At 61.4% G+C, this 15,077-nt stretch carries 21 protein-coding genes; 11 read left to right on the top strand and 10 right to left on the bottom strand.

Annotation, left to right across the window (positions count from 1 at the left end; translation table 11 throughout):
• Position 1: 1 nt before the first annotated feature.
• Together JOE39_RS16345 and JOE39_RS16340 are read right to left on the bottom strand one after the other, a co-directional pair.
• Positions 2-712, bottom strand: a complete 711-nt coding sequence (locus JOE39_RS16345; protein ID WP_003391842.1) for an ABC transporter ATP-binding protein — start codon at positions 710-712, stop codon at positions 2-4.
• A gap of 69 nt (positions 713-781) precedes the next feature.
• Positions 782-1,369: a DUF2796 domain-containing protein gene (locus JOE39_RS16340; protein ID WP_122335534.1), complete on the bottom strand. Its 588-nt coding sequence runs from the start codon at positions 1,367-1,369 to the stop codon at positions 782-784.
• 301 nt (positions 1,370-1,670) lie between these two features.
• Here JOE39_RS16340 and JOE39_RS16335 point away from each other — a divergent pair, with 301 nt between their 5' ends.
• A complete protein-coding gene (locus tag JOE39_RS16335) occupies positions 1,671-2,093 on the top strand; it encodes a nuclear transport factor 2 family protein (protein WP_003317055.1) in 423 nt (140 codons plus the stop codon).
• A 61-nt stretch (positions 2,094-2,154) separates the two neighbouring features.
• Complete coding sequence (locus tag JOE39_RS16330; RefSeq protein WP_003391845.1) at positions 2,155-2,508, top strand: hypothetical protein; 354 nt, start codon at positions 2,155-2,157, stop codon at positions 2,506-2,508.
• Positions 2,509-2,562: 54 nt separating this feature from the next.
• Here the strand turns inward: JOE39_RS16330 and trxA are convergent, their stop codons facing one another.
• The 3 genes from trxA to JOE39_RS16315 form a co-directional block, all read right to left on the bottom strand.
• A complete protein-coding gene (gene trxA, locus JOE39_RS16325; RefSeq protein ID WP_003349508.1) occupies positions 2,563-3,435 on the bottom strand; it encodes a thioredoxin in 873 nt (290 codons plus the stop codon).
• A gap of 269 nt (positions 3,436-3,704) precedes the next feature.
• A complete protein-coding gene (locus JOE39_RS16320) occupies positions 3,705-4,358 on the bottom strand; it encodes a 50S ribosomal protein L11 methyltransferase (protein ID WP_010417473.1) in 654 nt (217 codons plus the stop codon).
• Entirely contained in the window at positions 4,355-4,804 is a 450-nt protein-coding gene (locus tag JOE39_RS16315; protein WP_003317052.1) for a hypothetical protein, read from the bottom strand. The genes JOE39_RS16320 and JOE39_RS16315 overlap by 4 nt, the downstream gene beginning before the upstream one ends.
• Before the next feature lie 176 nt (positions 4,805-4,980).
• Here JOE39_RS16315 and nrdR point away from each other — a divergent pair, with 176 nt between their 5' ends.
• From nrdR to JOE39_RS16270, 9 genes are all read left to right on the top strand, one after another.
• Positions 4,981-5,445, top strand: a complete 465-nt coding sequence (nrdR, locus tag JOE39_RS16310) for a transcriptional regulator NrdR (RefSeq protein ID WP_003317051.1) — start codon at positions 4,981-4,983, stop codon at positions 5,443-5,445.
• 41 nt (positions 5,446-5,486) lie between these two features.
• Positions 5,487-6,587 (top strand): bifunctional diaminohydroxyphosphoribosylaminopyrimidine deaminase/5-amino-6-(5-phosphoribosylamino)uracil reductase RibD, encoded by a 1,101-nt coding sequence (ribD, locus tag JOE39_RS16305; protein WP_153222310.1) that lies wholly within the window; start codon positions 5,487-5,489, stop codon positions 6,585-6,587.
• A gap of 47 nt (positions 6,588-6,634) precedes the next feature.
• Positions 6,635-7,297 carry a riboflavin synthase gene (locus JOE39_RS16300; RefSeq protein ID WP_003317049.1) on the top strand — a complete coding sequence of 221 codons (663 nt, stop codon included), beginning with the start codon at positions 6,635-6,637 and terminating at the stop codon, positions 7,295-7,297.
• 21 nt (positions 7,298-7,318) lie between these two features.
• The gene (gene ribBA, locus JOE39_RS16295; RefSeq protein WP_003421165.1) at positions 7,319-8,410 is read left to right on the top strand and encodes a bifunctional 3,4-dihydroxy-2-butanone-4-phosphate synthase/GTP cyclohydrolase II; all 1,092 of its coding nucleotides are present in this window, start codon (positions 7,319-7,321) and stop codon (positions 8,408-8,410) included.
• 129 nt (positions 8,411-8,539) lie between these two features.
• The gene (gene ribE / locus JOE39_RS16290; protein WP_002555427.1) at positions 8,540-9,016 is read left to right on the top strand and encodes a 6,7-dimethyl-8-ribityllumazine synthase; all 477 of its coding nucleotides are present in this window, start codon (positions 8,540-8,542) and stop codon (positions 9,014-9,016) included.
• A complete protein-coding gene (nusB, locus tag JOE39_RS16285) occupies positions 9,013-9,510 on the top strand; it encodes a transcription antitermination factor NusB (protein WP_003317045.1) in 498 nt (165 codons plus the stop codon). Before ribE ends, nusB begins: the two co-directional genes overlap by 4 nt.
• 16 nt (positions 9,511-9,526) lie before the next feature.
• Positions 9,527-10,492, top strand: coding sequence for a thiamine-phosphate kinase (thiL, locus tag JOE39_RS16280; RefSeq protein WP_032662529.1), 966 nt, complete (start codon positions 9,527-9,529; stop codon positions 10,490-10,492).
• Positions 10,493-10,625: 133 nt separating this feature from the next.
• A complete protein-coding gene (gene ribA / locus JOE39_RS16275; RefSeq protein ID WP_003317043.1) occupies positions 10,626-11,243 on the top strand; it encodes a GTP cyclohydrolase II in 618 nt (205 codons plus the stop codon).
• Positions 11,240-11,659: a hypothetical protein gene (locus JOE39_RS16270; protein WP_046718941.1), complete on the top strand. Its 420-nt coding sequence runs from the start codon at positions 11,240-11,242 to the stop codon at positions 11,657-11,659. Before ribA ends, JOE39_RS16270 begins: the two co-directional genes overlap by 4 nt.
• A gap of 48 nt (positions 11,660-11,707) precedes the next feature.
• Here JOE39_RS16270 and JOE39_RS16265 read toward each other — a convergent pair whose 3' ends face one another.
• From JOE39_RS16265 to JOE39_RS16245, 5 genes are all read right to left on the bottom strand, one after another.
• On the bottom strand, positions 11,708-12,280 hold the full coding sequence (locus JOE39_RS16265) for a HupE/UreJ family protein (protein ID WP_024648029.1): 573 nt from the start codon (positions 12,278-12,280) through the stop codon (positions 11,708-11,710).
• Between the two features lie 26 nt (positions 12,281-12,306).
• On the bottom strand, positions 12,307-12,924 hold the full coding sequence (gene ureG / locus JOE39_RS16260; RefSeq protein ID WP_003347890.1) for an urease accessory protein UreG: 618 nt from the start codon (positions 12,922-12,924) through the stop codon (positions 12,307-12,309).
• A 21-nt stretch (positions 12,925-12,945) separates the two neighbouring features.
• Entirely contained in the window at positions 12,946-13,620 is a 675-nt protein-coding gene (locus tag JOE39_RS16255; RefSeq protein WP_024663240.1) for an urease accessory protein UreF, read from the bottom strand.
• Positions 13,617-14,117, bottom strand: a complete 501-nt coding sequence (ureE, locus tag JOE39_RS16250; RefSeq protein ID WP_003347894.1) for an urease accessory protein UreE — start codon at positions 14,115-14,117, stop codon at positions 13,617-13,619. The genes JOE39_RS16255 and ureE overlap by 4 nt, the downstream gene beginning before the upstream one ends.
• Before the next feature lie 233 nt (positions 14,118-14,350).
• Positions 14,351-14,983, bottom strand: a complete 633-nt coding sequence (locus JOE39_RS16245) for a TetR family transcriptional regulator (protein ID WP_002555418.1) — start codon at positions 14,981-14,983, stop codon at positions 14,351-14,353.
• Between the last annotated feature and the right edge of the window lie 94 nt (positions 14,984-15,077).

The raw sequence follows: 15,077 nt of genomic DNA, 5'->3' as shown, positions 1-15,077 counted from the left end.
CTCAAATCTCCACGGCGACGGCGGCGCGATTCAGGTCGCTCAGCGACAGATTGCGATCAAACAGCGGTGCCAGACTCTGGTCATGACTGACAAACAGCAGGCTGGCCCCGGCCTCGCGGCACTCGGCGAACAACAGGCGAATGAACGCCTCGCGCGAATCCGCGTCCAGCGCAGACGTAGGCTCATCGGCAATCACCAACTCCGGTTGACCGATCAGCGCCCGGGCGGCAGCGACTCGCTGTTGTTGGCCGATGGACAGCGAGTCGGCGCGGCGTGTCAGCATCGCCGGGTCTTTCAAACCCAGGTGGGCGAGCAGGGTAGTGGTGGCTTTCTCGACGCTACCGTGGCGTTGCTTGGCACGCTCGGCGCGGACCTTTGAAAAGTGACAGGGCAGTTCGATGTTTTCCCGCACCGACAAAAACGGCAGCAGGTTGAACTGCTGGAAGATGTAGCCAGTGTGATCGACGCGAAAGCGATCACGAGCGGCCGAAGAGAGGGCCGACAGTTCCTGGTTCAACAGGCGAATGCTGCCGCTGACCGGTTTTTGTACACCGCCCAGCAGGCCCAGCAGCGTGGTTTTACCGCTGCCACTCGGGCCTTTGAGGAACAGGGTTTCGCCGCTTTGCAGGCGGAACTCGGGGATGTCCAGCAGTTGCGGATGGCCGGGCCAGTTGAAGCGCAGGTCCGACAGTTCGATCAGTGCTTGGGTCATAGGCTGACTCACGCTCGGTTGGAAATTAAAAGACCGGGCCAGGCCCGGTCGTTGTACTGCAGGGTGCGATCAGAATTTCAGCGTCGGGTTGGCTGCGATCACTTCTGCGCCTGACTGGCCGCCTGGCGAAATCAGTTGTACCTGAAGCTTCTTGGTGTCGGGAAAGGTTATGAAGATTTGCGACAGGTCGAGCTTCTTCAGAATGGCCGGTGCGTCACAGACGAACTTGTAGTGGCCATGGATTTCACTGTGCTCGTGATGCTCGGCCTCGCCAGCATCGGCGTGCTCGTCGTGATCGTCATCCTTGTCACCAAACAGCGGGCTTTCCAGCTTCACCGAAGTGGCCGAGCAATTGGCGGCATCGGCAATGCTGAACAACGCGTTGGGCTTGAGCAGCAATTCGCGCGCCTTGGCGACTTTGGCCTTGTCTTCATCCGAGGTCGCAACGTGTTCGAAACCGACGATGTTCATGGCCGGGCTGTCGAATTCGAATTCCAGCGTCTTGCCTTCCAGCACCACATCCAGACGTCCGACGCCGTGCTCGTGCGCACCCAGGCTGCCATGTTCATCGCCATGATCGTGGTCGTGTTCTTCAGCCGCGTGCGCAGCAACGAGTGGCAACAGGGCAAAAGGCAGGGCGAGTAGCAGACGGCGCATAGCGGGCTCCAGAACAATAATCGAGAAAAACTGTTATGTGATCTTATAACAAGTGACGGCCTGCGTGGACGTGTTTTTATCCAGACGCCGGGTGGCCGCGCTGCAGCAAAGCGCTATTGACGGTCTTGTCGGGCATACCCGGTCCGGTGCTTATGCCTAAGTAGTCTCACACTTCGCGTCATCAAGTCCTACTCTGGAAGATGAAAATCGCTACACCTGCGCCGGATGCGCAGGAAGGTTTTCATCGCCAGTAAGGGCCTGCGCTCGACTTGGGCCGAGTGCGACATCAGGGAAGATACTCATGAACAAGCTCCATTCGAACAGAGAAGTCCTGCGTGCTGTGTACAAGGATATGACACGCATCACCGAATTCGCCGACGCTGACATCGTGCTGCACAAGGCGGATCAAGGCGCTGGCGGTGGCTTGTCCATAGCCATCGGCAGGGAGGCAGTGCTTTCCCACCAGATCAATCTGATCAGGCGTACCCATCAGACCCTGTACATGGATGTCCACGACATCATCGCCAACGATCACTTCGGCTCGGTGTTGGGCGAAATGCGCGCCAGTTGTGAGGGCCGGAAAATCATCATGCCGTTTTGCGACCTGTGGCGGTTTCGCGATGGCCGAATTATCGAGTGCTGGGAAAACGTCTACGACGTGCGGGCGCTTGGCAATTTCATCAACGGCAAGGAACCGGTCCTCAACCAGTGGCGTTACGGTTGATCATGGGAATGCGCGCCAGCCTGTGGGAGCATGTACGCCTGACTGTCAGCAGGTGCACATCATGTTGCGTATTCGTGGAACCGTAGGCCAGTGGCCGGTGGATTTGACCCTTGAACTGGACGAAGGAGACTGGGCACAGCTGGGCGCGCAGCTCAAGGGCGTGGCCCCGGAGGCGCCAGCCGCCGCTACCGAGAACAAGCCGCTCAACCAGGACGACAGGCTCTGGCAAGTCGCTCAGGAATTGCTGCACAAGGCCGAGCAGATGAGTGGGCCGGATCTATTGGGGCAACTGGAAGGGTTGGCGGGCAGTACCGCTGCGGGCAAGCATCTGCTGGTGCGCTTGCGTCACTCGGCGAACGTGAAAGTCGAGAGCGGCGGAGATGCGCCGCTGTACAGCTGGGTCGAAGCGACGTGACCTGACCGCGCTCAGCAACAACAGGCACCCGAGCGGTGCCTGTTGCTTTGTACATTAGTACAGCGCGGCAAACAGCTTGCGACGGTACGCTGTGACCAGCGGGTGATCGTTGCCCAGCAGGTCGAATACTTGCAGCAGGGTCTTGTGCGGCAGCCCCTCGGCGTAATTGCGATTGCGGATGAACAGCTTGAGCAGGCCCTCGAGCGCAGCTTCGTACTGTTGACGCGACAACTGCTGAATCGCCAGTTGCAGTGCTGCTTCATCGTCCTGAGGATTTTGTGCAAGACGGCTTTTCAGTTCGGCAGCGTCCGGCAGGGTCGCGGCCTGCGCGAGGAACGTCAGCTGGGCCTTGGCACCGGCCAGTTCGGCCTTGTGTGCATCACCGGTGACCGCATCCAGCACGGCCTTGGCCTCGCTCAACTCGCCACGTTCAGCCAGGCAGCGCGCATACAGAATCAGCGCCGCGCCATTGGTGTTGTCCTCGCCCAACAGCACCTTGAGCTGTGCTTCGGCTTCGGCGAAACGACTTTCCGCAAACAGCGCCTGTGCCTGCTTGAGCGGGTCGGCGGCTGGCGGTGGCGGCATGACCACGTGCTGGTCGAGAATCTTGCGGATTTCCGACTCGGGCTGGGCACCGGCAAAGCCATCTACCGGCTGGCCGTCCTTGAACAGCACCACGGTCGGCAGGCTGCGAATGCCGAAGCGCGCTACGATGTCCTGCTCGATGTCGCAATTGACCTTGGCCAGCAGCAGCTCGCCCTGATAGCTCTCGGTGATTTGCTGCAGCAGGGGCATCAAGACCTTGCAGGGCGCACACCACTCGGCCCAGAAATCCACCAGCACCGGCTGGTCGAAGGACTTGTCGATCACCAGTTGATCGAAGTTCGCGGCGGTTGCGTCGAAGATGTAAGCAGTTTCCTGGCTCATTGCACGTCTCGAAGAATCTGAATGCTGCCAACTATAAAGCCCGCAGGGCAATGCTGAAAGCGGTGTCGTCTATTGGACATGATCGTGCCCACACTCATTGCTATTGATGCTGGCCGAAGGCCGTGGGAGCGAACCGGGCGACGCTTCGCTTGTTCGCGAAAGGGGTGGAAAGCTCTCTGGAAATTTATCGTTTGAACGACCGTCTTCGCGAACAAGTTCGCTCCTGCAAAAGCCGTTTAGCTGAGCAATCCCGGACTGTTATTTAGCGCTCACCGCGCCGCGTGATAGAGGCTCACGTCGCGAAATTCGTGCGGCTCGGCCAGGTCCGGCAGGGTGTGTGCATGCAGTATCGTCAGACGCTGGTAGGCAGCGTGCTTGAAGTCGCGCACGCGGGAATCGGCCACCAGTGCCTCGCGGCCTCGGGAGAGGAACTGATCCAGCAACGGCAGGTTGGCACGGTCGTAGAGCACGTCGGCGACCAGAATCAGATCGAAGCGGTCCGCCTCGGCAAAGAAATCCGTCGAGTAGCGCAATGGCACCTGATTGAGTTCGGCATTGGCCCGGCAGGCAGCGAGCGCCAGTGGGTCGAGATCACAGGCCACAACCTCAAGCGCCCCGGCCCTGAGCGCGGCAATGCCTGCTACACCCGAGCCCGCACCGAAATCCAGTACCCGTTTGCCAGCCACCCAGTGCGGGTTTTCAGCCAGAAAACGTGCCAGAGCCAGGCCGCTGGCCCAGCAAAAGCACCAGTACGGTGGATCTTCCAGAATGCGCTGCGTTTCATCCGGGCTGAAGGCGCGGTCCATGTTGGCATCGTCGATCAGCCACAGCTTCAACTCTGTGCCCGGCAGCGCAGTGATGGTCAGCCGGGCGTCGCCAAGCAGTTCGCTCAGCGTGCGTTGCAGATGTTGCGGAGCGATCATGGCGCCTTGACGAACTGCAACTGCCCCAGAGCCTGAGTTGCCGGCTGATCGATACGCATCGACGGCAGGTGCAGGATCAACTGCCCGGATTTACTGGCGCGACCGCGCAGCTCGACACGTCCGCCGACCGGAAAGGCTTCCGGGTTGAAGCGCAACTGGAACGGCAATGATTGACCGTTGCCCTTGAGCAGGGTGTTGGTCAGCAGCTTCTGCGGACGTCCGCGCTCGTCGATGACCAGCATTGCCAGCTCGACCTCGGCGCCAGCCGGCACGCCCAGCAATTGCCCGCTGAGCTCACGTTGGTACGGTTGCAGTGGCCCCGGCCCGGCAGGCAGCTTGATCGAAGGTGCGACCGGTGGCGGCGCAGCGGGTTTCGGCGCGTCATTGCTGCTGCACGCGGCCAGCAAGCCGATGAAGCAGAGTAGAAAAGCGGGGCGTAACGTCATCAAGAGCTCCACAAGGCAAAATTCGAAAGGCTGGGTGACGCCAAGCGTGCAGTATTACCGAGCCCGGACAATTTCACACCGCTTTAATGCGCGTCTATATACCGTAAACCCTCAGCCTTGTCTTGCCAGCAGGATGCGCTAACATGGCGCTCCTCATTCTTTTGTTGCCAGCCACCATGCACTGTCCCTTCTGCGGTGCCAATGACACCAAAGTCATCGACTCCCGCCTCGTCGCCGAAGGCGAGCAAGTACGCCGCCGACGCGAGTGCCTGGCCTGCGGCGAGCGCTTCACCACGTTCGAAACTGCCGAGCTGGTCTTGCCGCGTCTGATCAAACAGGACGGCAGCCGCCAGCCTTTCGATGAAGAAAAACTGCGCGCCGGTATGCAGCGCGCGCTTGAAAAGCGTCCGGTGAGTGTCGAACGCCTGGAAGCGGCCCTGGTTCACATCAAACACAAGCTGCGCGCGACCGGCGAACGCGAAGTCAAATCGCTGGTCGTGGGTGAGCTGGTCATGACCGAGCTGCAGAAGCTCGACGAAGTGGCCTACATCCGCTTCGCTTCCGTGTACCGCCGCTTTCAGGACCTCAACGAATTCCGTGAAGAAATCGACCGTCTGGCCCGCGAGCCGGGCAAGGAATAAATGCATTGCTGACTGAACAGGCGGCTCTCGACGTTCATTACATGGCGCGAGCACTCGAGCTGGCGCGCAAGGGGCTCTACTCCACACATCCCAACCCGCGAGTCGGCTGCGTGATCGTGCGTGAAGGCCGGATCGTTGGCGAAGGCTGGCATGCGCGCGCCGGTGAGCCGCATGCCGAAGTGCATGCGTTGCGCCAGGCCGGCGAGCTTGCCAGAGGTGCGACCGCCTACGTCACCCTCGAACCGTGCAGTCACCAGGGGCGCACACCGCCCTGTGCCGATGCACTGATCGAAGCCGGGCTGACGCGGGTGGTCGCGGCGATGCAGGACCCTAACCCCGAAGTCTCCGGCCGTGGCCTGTTGCGCCTCATGAATGCCGGCATTGGCGTTCAATGTGGCGTGCTGGAAAGCGAAGCGCGAGCGCTGAACAAAGGCTTTCTCAAGCGCATGGAGACCGGCCTGCCTTACGTGCGGGTCAAAATGGCCATGAGCCTGGATGGCCGCACAGCGATGGCCAGCGGTGAAAGCCAGTGGATCACCGGCCCTGAGGCACGTTCTGCCGTGCAACGCCTGCGGGCGCAGTCGAGTGTGGTACTCAGCGGCGCCGACACGGTTCTGGCCGACAAGGCTCGTCTCACCGTTCGCCCTGATGAATTGGGGCTCGATGCCGAACTGACCGCGCTGGCCGCTGCACGTGCACCGTTGCGCGTGTTGATCGACGGCCGTTTACGCGTGCCGCTCGATGCACCGTTTTTCCAGGCAGGCAGTGCACTGGTCGTGACCTGCGCCGCTGCGTCGGCGCGAGGTCGTTATCAGGAAGAGGGCCACGAAATGCTCGCCTTGGCCGACAGCGCCGGTCATGTGGACCTGCGCAGGTTGATGGGCGAGCTGGCCGCGCGGGGCGTCAATGAAGTACTGGTCGAGGCCGGTCCGCGACTGGCGGGGGCTTTTGCCCGGCTCGGGCTGGTCGACGAGTTTCAGCTCTTCATTGCCGGCAAGTTTCTCGGCTCATCGGCCCGTCCGCTGCTCGATCTTCCGCTGGCGCAGATGAGCGAGGCACTTGAGCTGAACATTGTGGAAATGCGTGCTGTCGGTAATGACTGGCGAGTCATCGCTCTCCCTGTGCGCACACCCGGCGTATAATTCCCGGCTTTCGCCTTGCGCGCAGCCCTTGTTCTCCCGGAGGACCCATGTTTACCGGCATTATCGAATCCATTGGCAGCATCCGCGCCCTGACTCCCAAAGGCGGCGACGTCCGCGTTTATGTGGAAACCGGCAAGCTTGACCTGACCGACGTCAAACTCGGCGACAGCATTGCCGTCAATGGCGTATGCCTGACCGCTGTCGAATTGCCCGGTGATGGCTTCTGGGCTGACGTCAGCCGGGAAACCCTGACCGTCACCGCCTTTGTCGACCTGAAGAGCGGCAGCCGGGTCAACCTGGAAAAGGCCCTGACCCCGACTACACGTCTGGGCGGCCATCTGGTCAGCGGTCATGTCGACGGCGTCGGCGAAATCGTCGCCCGTGCAGATAACGCCCGCGCCATTCAGTTCACCGTGCGTGCGCCACGTGAGCTGGCCAAATACATCGCCCACAAAGGCTCGATCACGGTCGACGGCACCAGCCTGACCGTCAACTCGGTCAACGGCGCGGAGTTCGAACTGACCATCGTGCCTCATACCTGGAGCGAAACGATCATGGCCGACTACCAGCCCGGCCGTAAGGTCAACCTGGAGGTCGACCTGCTGGCGCGTTATCTGGAGCGCCTGCTGCTGGGTGACAAGGCCGCCGAGCCGGGCCACGGCACGATCACCGAAAGCTTCCTGGCCGAGAACGGCTACCTCAAATCCTGAATTGATTGAAGGGGGTGCCGCGTGGCGCTCAACAGTATCGAAGAACTGGTCGAAGACATTCGCCAGGGCAAGATGGTCATCCTCATGGATGACGAAGACCGCGAAAACGAAGGCGACCTGATCATGGCCGCCGAATGCGTGAAGCCCGAGCACATCAACTTCATGGCGCGTTTCGCCCGTGGTCTGATCTGCATGCCGATGACTCGCGAGCGCTGCGAAACCCTCAAGCTGCCGCTGATGGCCGCGCGCAACGGTTCGGGTTTCGGCACCAAGTTCACCGTTTCCATCGAAGCCGCCGAAGGCGTGACCACCGGTATCTCGGCAGCCGACCGCGCACGTACGGTGCAGGCTGCCGCTGCCAAGGACGCCAAGGCCGAAGACATCGTCAGCCCGGGCCATATCTTCCCGCTCATGGCTCAGGCGGGTGGCACCCTGGCGCGCGCCGGTCATACCGAAGCGGCCTGCGACCTGGCGCGCATGGCCGGTTTCGAGGCGACGGGCCTGATCTGCGAAGTCATGAACGACGACGGCACCATGTCCCGTCGCGCCGAACTCGAAGCATTTGCCCAGCAACATGACATCAAGATCGGCACCATCGCCGACCTGATTCACTACCGGATGATCCACGAACGTACCGTTCAGCGGATTGCCGAGCAGCCGATGGACAGCGAACTGGGCAGTTTCAACCTGGTGACCTACCGCGATTCGGTCGAGGGCGACGTGCATCTGGCGCTGACTCTGGGCACCATCTGCGCCGAAGAGCCCACGCTGGTTCGCGTGCACAACATGGACCCGCTGCGTGACCTGCTGATGGTCAACCAGCCCGGCCGATGGAGCCTGCGCGCCGCCATGCGCGCGGTTAACGAGGCGGGCAGCGGCGTGGTGCTGCTGCTCGGTCACCCGCTGGATGGCGATGTCTTGCTGGCTCATATTCGCGAAACCGCCGGTCAGCAACCGATCAAGACGCCGACCACTTACAGCACGGTCGGTGCCGGTTCGCAGATCCTTCGTGACCTCGGCGTGCGCAAAATGCGCCTGATGAGTTCGCCGATGAAGTTCAATGCGATATCCGGTTTCGATCTGGAAGTTGTAGAATACGTGCCCTCCGAATAAATACCGGCAGGTCGGGGCGTGTGAAAGATGGTTTTTCGCAGGTTTTGGCCTGACAGGCATGATTCGTGGCCTAATATCCCTCAAAGTCCGCCCCAAGGCGGGCTTGCTCTTTAATACGAGACTCACCGAATGACCTTGAAGACCATCGAAGGTACCTTCATCGCCCCCCAAGGCCGCTATGCCTTGGTAGTTGGCCGTTTCAACAGCTTCGTCGTGGAAAGCCTGGTTAGCGGTGCCGTTGATGCGCTGGTACGCCATGGCGTGAGCGAAAGCGACATCACCATCATCCGTGCCCCGGGTGCGTTCGAGATTCCACTGGTTGTGCAGAAAGTTGCCCAACGCAGCGAGTTCGCGGCCATCGTCGCACTGGGTGCAGTGATCCGTGGCGGTACTCCACACTTCGAATACGTGGCAGGCGAGTGCGTCAAGGGCTTGTCTCAGGTGTCCATGGAATTCGGCGTGCCGGTCGCTTTCGGCGTGTTGACCGTCGACTCCATTGAACAGGCCATCGAGCGTTCCGGCACCAAGGCCGGCAACAAGGGTGCTGAAGCTGCCCTGTCTGCTATCGAAATGGTCAGTCTGCTGTCGCAGCTGGAGGCCAAGTGATTTCCGACGATACCGACCAGTTCAACCCGCGCGACGCCAAATCGCCGGAAGCCGCCAAGGGCAAAAGCGCCAAGCGTCGTGAAGCACGTCAGATGGCAACCCAGGCCCTGTATCAGTGGCACATGGCCGGCCATTCGTTGAACGAGATCGAAGCGCAGTTCCGTGTCGACAACGATTTCAGCAACGTCGACGGCACCTACTTCCATGAGCTGCTGCACGGCGTGGCAACCAACAAGACCGAGATCGACACCGCGCTCTCGCCTTGCCTTGACCTGACCATCGAAGAGCTCGACCCGGTTGAACTGGCCGTGCTGCGGCTGTCCACCTTCGAACTGCTCAAGCGCATCGATGTGCCTTATCGCGTGGTGATCAACGAAGGCATCGAGCTGGCGAAAGTCTACGGCTCCACTGACGGCCACAAGTTCGTCAATGGCGTGCTGGACAAGCTGGCGCCGCGCCTGCGTGAAGTCGAAGTGAAGGCCCACAAGCGCTGATTCGCGCCTGACCTTCATGGGAGAGTTCGAGCTGATCCGCAATTACTTCGCCGCCGCGCCCTGTGCGCAGGCGGGCGAGGAAGTTGCCCTGGGGATCGGCGATGACTGCGCGCTGCTGGCGTTAGCGCCCGGCGAGCAGTTGGCGATCTCGACCGATACCCTGGTTGCCGGGGTACATTTTCCTGAAGCCTGCGACCCCTTTCTGCTTGGCCAGCGTGCCTTGGCGGTGTCTGCCAGTGACCTGGCGGCCATGGGCGCCCGGCCTGTCGCGTTCACCCTTGCCCTGACCCTGCCGCAGGTCGATGCCGCCTGGCTGCAGACCTTCGCTCGCGGCCTTGACCAGATGGCGCAAGGCTGTTCGCTGCGTCTGATCGGTGGTGATACCACGCGCGGTCCCTTGAGCCTGACCCTGACAGTGTTCGGCGCTGTGCCGGCCGGATCAGCCCTGACCCGCGCGGGTGCTCAGGCGGGTGACCTGTTGTGTGTCGGCGGCACGCTGGGTGATGGCGCAGGTGCGTTACCGCTGGTATTGAAGCAGCGCAGCGCCGAGCCCTCGATCGCCGAAGCATTGCTGGCCCGCTACTGGTCGCCGCAACCGCAACTGGCGCTTGGGCAGGCCTTGCGCGGCAGGGCGACGTCGGCGCTGGACATCTCCGATGGGCTGTTGGCCGACTGCGGACACATCGCTCGCGCGTCGGGTGTTCGTCTGGTGGTTGAGCGGGACCGGCTGCCGATGTCTGACCAGTTGCTGACCTTGTTCGATCTGCCTTCTGCCCGACAGGCCGCGCTCAGCGGTGGCGACGATTACATCCTGGCCTTCACACTGCCTTCCGAACACTTGCCGACGTTGCTGAAAGAAGGCTGGCCGGTGCATGTGATTGGCCGGGTAGAGCAGGGGCAAGGCGTCATTCTTGTTGACGACACAGGGCAAGACGTCACGCCTGACACGCGTGGCTACCAGCATTTTGGCGGTGAGCAGTGAGCCGATGAGCGCTTCTATCTATCGAACTTTATGATCTAAATGCCCGAGAATTCACCCTGAGCGTCTGCAGGAACCTGCTGTTACAATGCAAATCTTGCGAATTTCCAGTCTTCATACTGATCAGGAGCACACGGTGCCCGTCGTCTTTGTCGCCGCTTCCAAACTGCCCACTCCCTTTGCAGAGTTTGCCATGCACGGCTTTATCGAGTCGGCAACCGGCCGTGAACACGTCGTCCTGAGTCTGGGCGATGTGGCGGACGGTGAGCCGGTTCTGGGTCGCGTACATTCCGAATGCCTGACGGGCGACGCCCTGTTCAGTCAGCGTTGCGATTGCGGTTCTCAACTGGAAGCCGCCCTGCGCGCCATTGCCACCGAAGGGCGGGGCGTACTGTTGTACTTGCGCCAGGAAGGGCGCGGTATCGGTCTGATGAACAAGATCCGCGCCTATGAGCTGCAGGATGGCGGTGCCGATACGGTTGAAGCCAACGAGCGGCTGGGCTTTGCTGCCGATCAGCGTGACTACGCGATCTGCCTGCCGATGCTTCAGCATCTGGGCGTGCAGTCGTTGCGGCTGATGACCAACAACCCGCGCAAGGTGAAGGCCTTGACCGACATGGGCATCACGGTCGCCGAGCGCGTGCCGCTGCACACCGGACAAAACCCGCACAACCGCCTTTATCTGGCAACCAAGGCGGGCAAGCTGGGGCACATGATGGGCAACGAACATCAAAGCGAGGTCGGCCCCGCGTGACACGCAGCGAGGTTCGTCAAAAGCTGGAGATGCAATGGTGGCGTCAACTGGGTCTGACCCTGGCGCCATTGCTGGTGGTCTGTCTATTTTTCGGTGCCAGCGAGCCGCTCATTCCGGTGTTGGCGATCCCGCTGTTCATCGCAGGCATAGGCTCGATGTTCGTCAGCCTGAAACCCTTCGGCGCCTACAAGCGCGCGCTGGCGGTCACCCAGGCTGCACTCAATACACCCGAGGAGCCGGCAGCGTGGCTCAAGCTCGCGGCCATTCGCCGTCTGGCGTTCCTGGCTGCCGGGTTGCCCGCCTGGATCGCCGCCATCGCGGTTCTGTTCGGTCTGCATCCCTTGCCGGTCTGTCTGCTGGCGTTTGCCAGCGCAGTGCTGCTCTACCTGTACCGCATTCCTGCGCCTTCGCGCTGATCATCCCCAACTGACGCGGACACGATCAGCGCGAAACTCGATCAGGGATCAGGCTGCCAGCAACCACACACCCGCTGCCGCAGAGGCTGCACCGGCGATACGCACCAGCGGTGCTGCCGCCTGAGGCAACACGCGAACCATCGCATAACCCAGCGCATGCAAGGCCGCAGTTGCAGCAACGAAACCTGCTGCATACGCCCACGGGCTGGACATCTCCGGCAGTTCAAGGCCATGCGCTACGCCATGGAACAAGGCGAACAGGGCTGTTGCGGCGACCGCCAACGCCAGCGGCGGACGTACTGCCAATGCCACGGCCAGGCCCAGAGCCAGTACCGATGCTGCAATGCCGCTTTCCAGCGCAGGCAGGTTCAGACCTTCAAAGCCCAGCATGCCGCCGATCAGCATGGTGCCGACGAAGGTGCACGGCAGCGCCCAGCGTGCCGACCCTTGTTGCTGCGCAGCCCACAAGCCGACGGCAAGCATGGCCAGCAAATGATCCAGCCCACCGATCGGGTGGCTGATACCGGCGATCAGGCCGTTATCGCCATGACCGGGGTGAGCCAGCGCCAGAGTCGGCACCAGCAACAGCGCGAGGGCGCCAAGGGCTTTTTTGTAGTTCATCGACGGGTTCCTTTTGGTTGTTGAATTCAGGCTGCTGCATTCAGCAGGCCCTGGCGCTCAATGAAGGCGATGATCTGTTCCAGACCCTGACCGGTTTTCTGATTGCTGAACACGAACGGCTTTTCGCCACGCATCCTGCGCGTGTCGCTGTCCATCATTTCCAGTGACGCGCCCACCAACGGGGCGAGGTCGATCTTGTTGATCACCAGCAGGTCGGACTTACAGATGCCCGGACCGCCCTTGCGCGGCAGTTTGTCGCCGGCCGACACGTCGATCACGTAGATGGTCAGGTCGGAAAGCTCCGGGCTGAAGGTCGCGGAAAGGTTATCGCCACCGGACTCGACGATGATCAGGTCCAGGCCTTCGAAGCGGCGATTGAGCTGGTCGACTGCTTCCAGGTTGATCGAAGCGTCCTCGCGAATGGCGGTGTGCGGGCAGCCGCCGGTTTCAACGCCGATGATGCGCTCAGGTGCCAGTGCCTCGTTACGCACCAGAAAGTCAGCGTCTTCTCGGGTATAGATATCGTTGGTCACCACGGCCAGGTTGTAGCGGTCGCGCAATGCCAGGCACAGCGCCAGGGTCAGCGCCGTCTTGCCGGATCCGACCGGGCCACCGATTCCGACGCGCAGAGGTTGGCTGTTCATTGAGTTCTCCATAAGGACTGATCAGGACCGGAATAACCGGCTGTATTGACGTTCGTGCGCCATGCTCGCCAGGGACAGACCGAAGGCTGCGCTACCGGCATGGCAGGGATCTTGTGCGCTCGCACGGACCTGCGCCTGCTGCAATAACGGCAACAGTTCGCTGGTCAGCCGCTGGGCGGCTTGCTGGCCCAGCGGCAGGGTTTTCATCAGTACGGCCAGCTGGTTTTCAAGCCAGCTCCATAGCCAGGCAGCCAGCGCATCCTGCGGGCTGATCTGCCAGGCGCGTGCGGCCAGCGCCCAGCCAAGGGCCAGGTGCGGCTCGGCAGTCTGCTGCAGAAAATGGCGCGCATCACGATCCAGTTCAGGCAGGCCATCGAGCAACTGCTTCAAGGAGTAACCCATCTGCCGGCTTTCCAGATGCAGCTCGCGAGTCTCGCGGCTGGCGCGATGCTGTTCGCTGACTTGCAGCAGCTGACCCCAGTCACCGGCTGCCGCTGCTTCGCAATGAGCCAGCAGCAGGGGCGCCTCGAAACGCGCGAGATTGAGCAGCAGTTGATCGCCGATCCAGCGGCCCGCGGTCTGCGGGTCCACCACAATGGACTGCTCCACTGCCATTTCCAGCCCTTGCGAATAGCTGTAGCCACCGATAGGCAACTGCGGGCTGGCCAGGCGCAACAGCGCCCAGGCGCTGTTCACTTGCGCACGCCAAACTGGTGCATGCGCGGCGGATAGTTGAAATCCTCCTCGCCTGCGCGCGAGTGATGATGCCCGCCGCCGTAGGCGCCATGTTCCGGCTGGAACGGCGCTTCGATGGTGTCGACAGTGGCGCCCAGTTGGTCGAGCATCGCCTTTAGCACGTAGTCGTCGAGCAGGCGTAGCCAGCCATCGCCGACTTGCAGGGCCACGTGACGATTGCCAAGGTGATAGGCCGCGCGGGTCAGTTCGAAGGTGCTGCTGCACGTGACATGCATGAGTTTTTCAGGACGTGCGCAGACACGCACGACACGGCCGTCCTTGGCCTGCAGAAACTCGCCATCGCGCAGGGGCGACTGGCCGCGTTGCAGAAACAGGCCAACGTCTTCGTTTTCCGCACTGAAGCAGCGCAGTCGACTTTTGCTGCGTGCCTCGAAATTCAAATGCAGCTCGGCGGCCCATTCGGCCTGAGGTTCGATTCGGTCGTGAATCACCAGCATCAGATAGCTTCCAGCCAATTACGATGCTTCAAATCAGAGCAAGGGGCTTGCCAACAGTGCAGCTTGCGGGGAAATGGCTGACAGAAGCAGGTGAAGCGAGTATCGACACGCGCCGCATCGCTCTATTTAGGTGCGCAAGCGAGGCGGTGCTTTAATTTGGTGCGAGTCTTTTGGTTGATGGGAGCGTTAATAGTGAGACGTTTTTCTCGGAACGAAGCAGAGCGTGCCGACGCTCAATCGTGACTGCCCAGCCCCCGCCAGTGCCGTGCGCCAATGAAGATGAAGCGCAGTTGCTGGGTGATCTTCGCCTGAGGTGTCAGGTGCGGGGCCAGTGAGGCAGGGGGCGGGTCGATCAGTTCCGGCAGCATCGCGAACACGCTTTTGACCACCAGGTCGGCGATGATCGACAGTGCATCGGCATTCAGGTGCTGCCATTTGGGCATCTTTGCCAGATCGGCGGTGAGGTCGGCGCTGATGCCTTCACGCAGCGCTCCGAGCGCCTGGCGCACCTTTAAGGAGCCGCCGTATTGTTCGCGCGCCAGAAACAGGAACTGCGAGCGGTTGGCCGCCACACGTTCGAGGAATATCTTCACCGACGCACGAATCAGCCCGCCCATGGCGAATTCGTTGTGGCGCACCAGCCGGATGGTCTCGCGAAAGGTCTGGCCGACCTCGCTGACCAGCGCCAGCCCCAACTGGTCCATGTCTTCAAAGTGCCGATAGAAACCGGTCGGTACGATACCTGCCGTGCGCGCCACTTCGCGCAGGCTCAGGCTGCCAAAGCCGCGCCCGCTCTCCATCAGTTGATGGGCAGCATCGAGCAGGGCTCTTCGGGTCTGTTGTTTCTGTTCGGCGCGGGGCAGCATGGCTCAAACGATTCTTGGATTAGGCTGGGTTGCACTTTAGCAAATGCGCTTTACCTGCGTCGAAAGGGTTTTCAGTCAGGCTCCTTGACCAGTA

The sequence above is a fragment of the Pseudomonas sp. PvP100 genome (assembly GCF_017833055.1).
GTDB classification, from domain to species: Bacteria; Pseudomonadota; Gammaproteobacteria; order Pseudomonadales; family Pseudomonadaceae; genus Aquipseudomonas; species Aquipseudomonas syringae.
The sequence above is the reverse complement of the archived record's forward strand: the minus strand, read 5'-3'. Positions and strand labels throughout refer to the sequence as shown.

Bases quoted from the DNA above. Each gene is read 5' to 3' on its own strand.
- JOE39_RS16320 (WP_010417473.1), bottom strand. From the start codon at position 4,358: ATGATCGCTCCGCAACATCTGCAACGCACGCTGAGCGAACTGCTTGGC.
- JOE39_RS16300 (WP_003317049.1), top strand. From the start codon at position 6,635: ATGTTTACCGGCATTATCGAATCCATTGGCAGCATCCGCGCCCTGACT.
- ureG (WP_003347890.1), bottom strand. From the start codon at position 12,924: ATGAACAGCCAACCTCTGCGCGTCGGAATCGGTGGCCCGGTCGGATCC.
- ribE (WP_002555427.1), top strand. From the start codon at position 8,540: ATGACCTTGAAGACCATCGAAGGTACCTTCATCGCCCCCCAAGGCCGC.
- JOE39_RS16345 (WP_003391842.1), bottom strand. From the start codon at position 712: ATGACCCAAGCACTGATCGAACTGTCGGACCTGCGCTTCAACTGGCCC.
- JOE39_RS16245 (WP_002555418.1), bottom strand. From the start codon at position 14,983: ATGCTGCCCCGCGCCGAACAGAAACAACAGACCCGAAGAGCCCTGCTC.
- thiL (WP_032662529.1), top strand. From the start codon at position 9,527: ATGGGAGAGTTCGAGCTGATCCGCAATTACTTCGCCGCCGCGCCCTGT.
- trxA (WP_003349508.1), bottom strand. From the start codon at position 3,435: ATGAGCCAGGAAACTGCTTACATCTTCGACGCAACCGCCGCGAACTTC.
- JOE39_RS16315 (WP_003317052.1), bottom strand. From the start codon at position 4,804: ATGACGTTACGCCCCGCTTTTCTACTCTGCTTCATCGGCTTGCTGGCC.
- JOE39_RS16330 (WP_003391845.1), top strand. From the start codon at position 2,155: ATGTTGCGTATTCGTGGAACCGTAGGCCAGTGGCCGGTGGATTTGACC.
- nrdR (WP_003317051.1), top strand. From the start codon at position 4,981: ATGCACTGTCCCTTCTGCGGTGCCAATGACACCAAAGTCATCGACTCC.
- ribD (WP_153222310.1), top strand. From the start codon at position 5,487: ATGGCGCGAGCACTCGAGCTGGCGCGCAAGGGGCTCTACTCCACACAT.
- JOE39_RS16335 (WP_003317055.1), top strand. From the start codon at position 1,671: ATGAACAAGCTCCATTCGAACAGAGAAGTCCTGCGTGCTGTGTACAAG.
- JOE39_RS16340 (WP_122335534.1), bottom strand. From the start codon at position 1,369: ATGCGCCGTCTGCTACTCGCCCTGCCTTTTGCCCTGTTGCCACTCGTT.
- JOE39_RS16265 (WP_024648029.1), bottom strand. From the start codon at position 12,280: ATGAACTACAAAAAAGCCCTTGGCGCCCTCGCGCTGTTGCTGGTGCCG.
- ureE (WP_003347894.1), bottom strand. From the start codon at position 14,117: ATGCTGGTGATTCACGACCGAATCGAACCTCAGGCCGAATGGGCCGCC.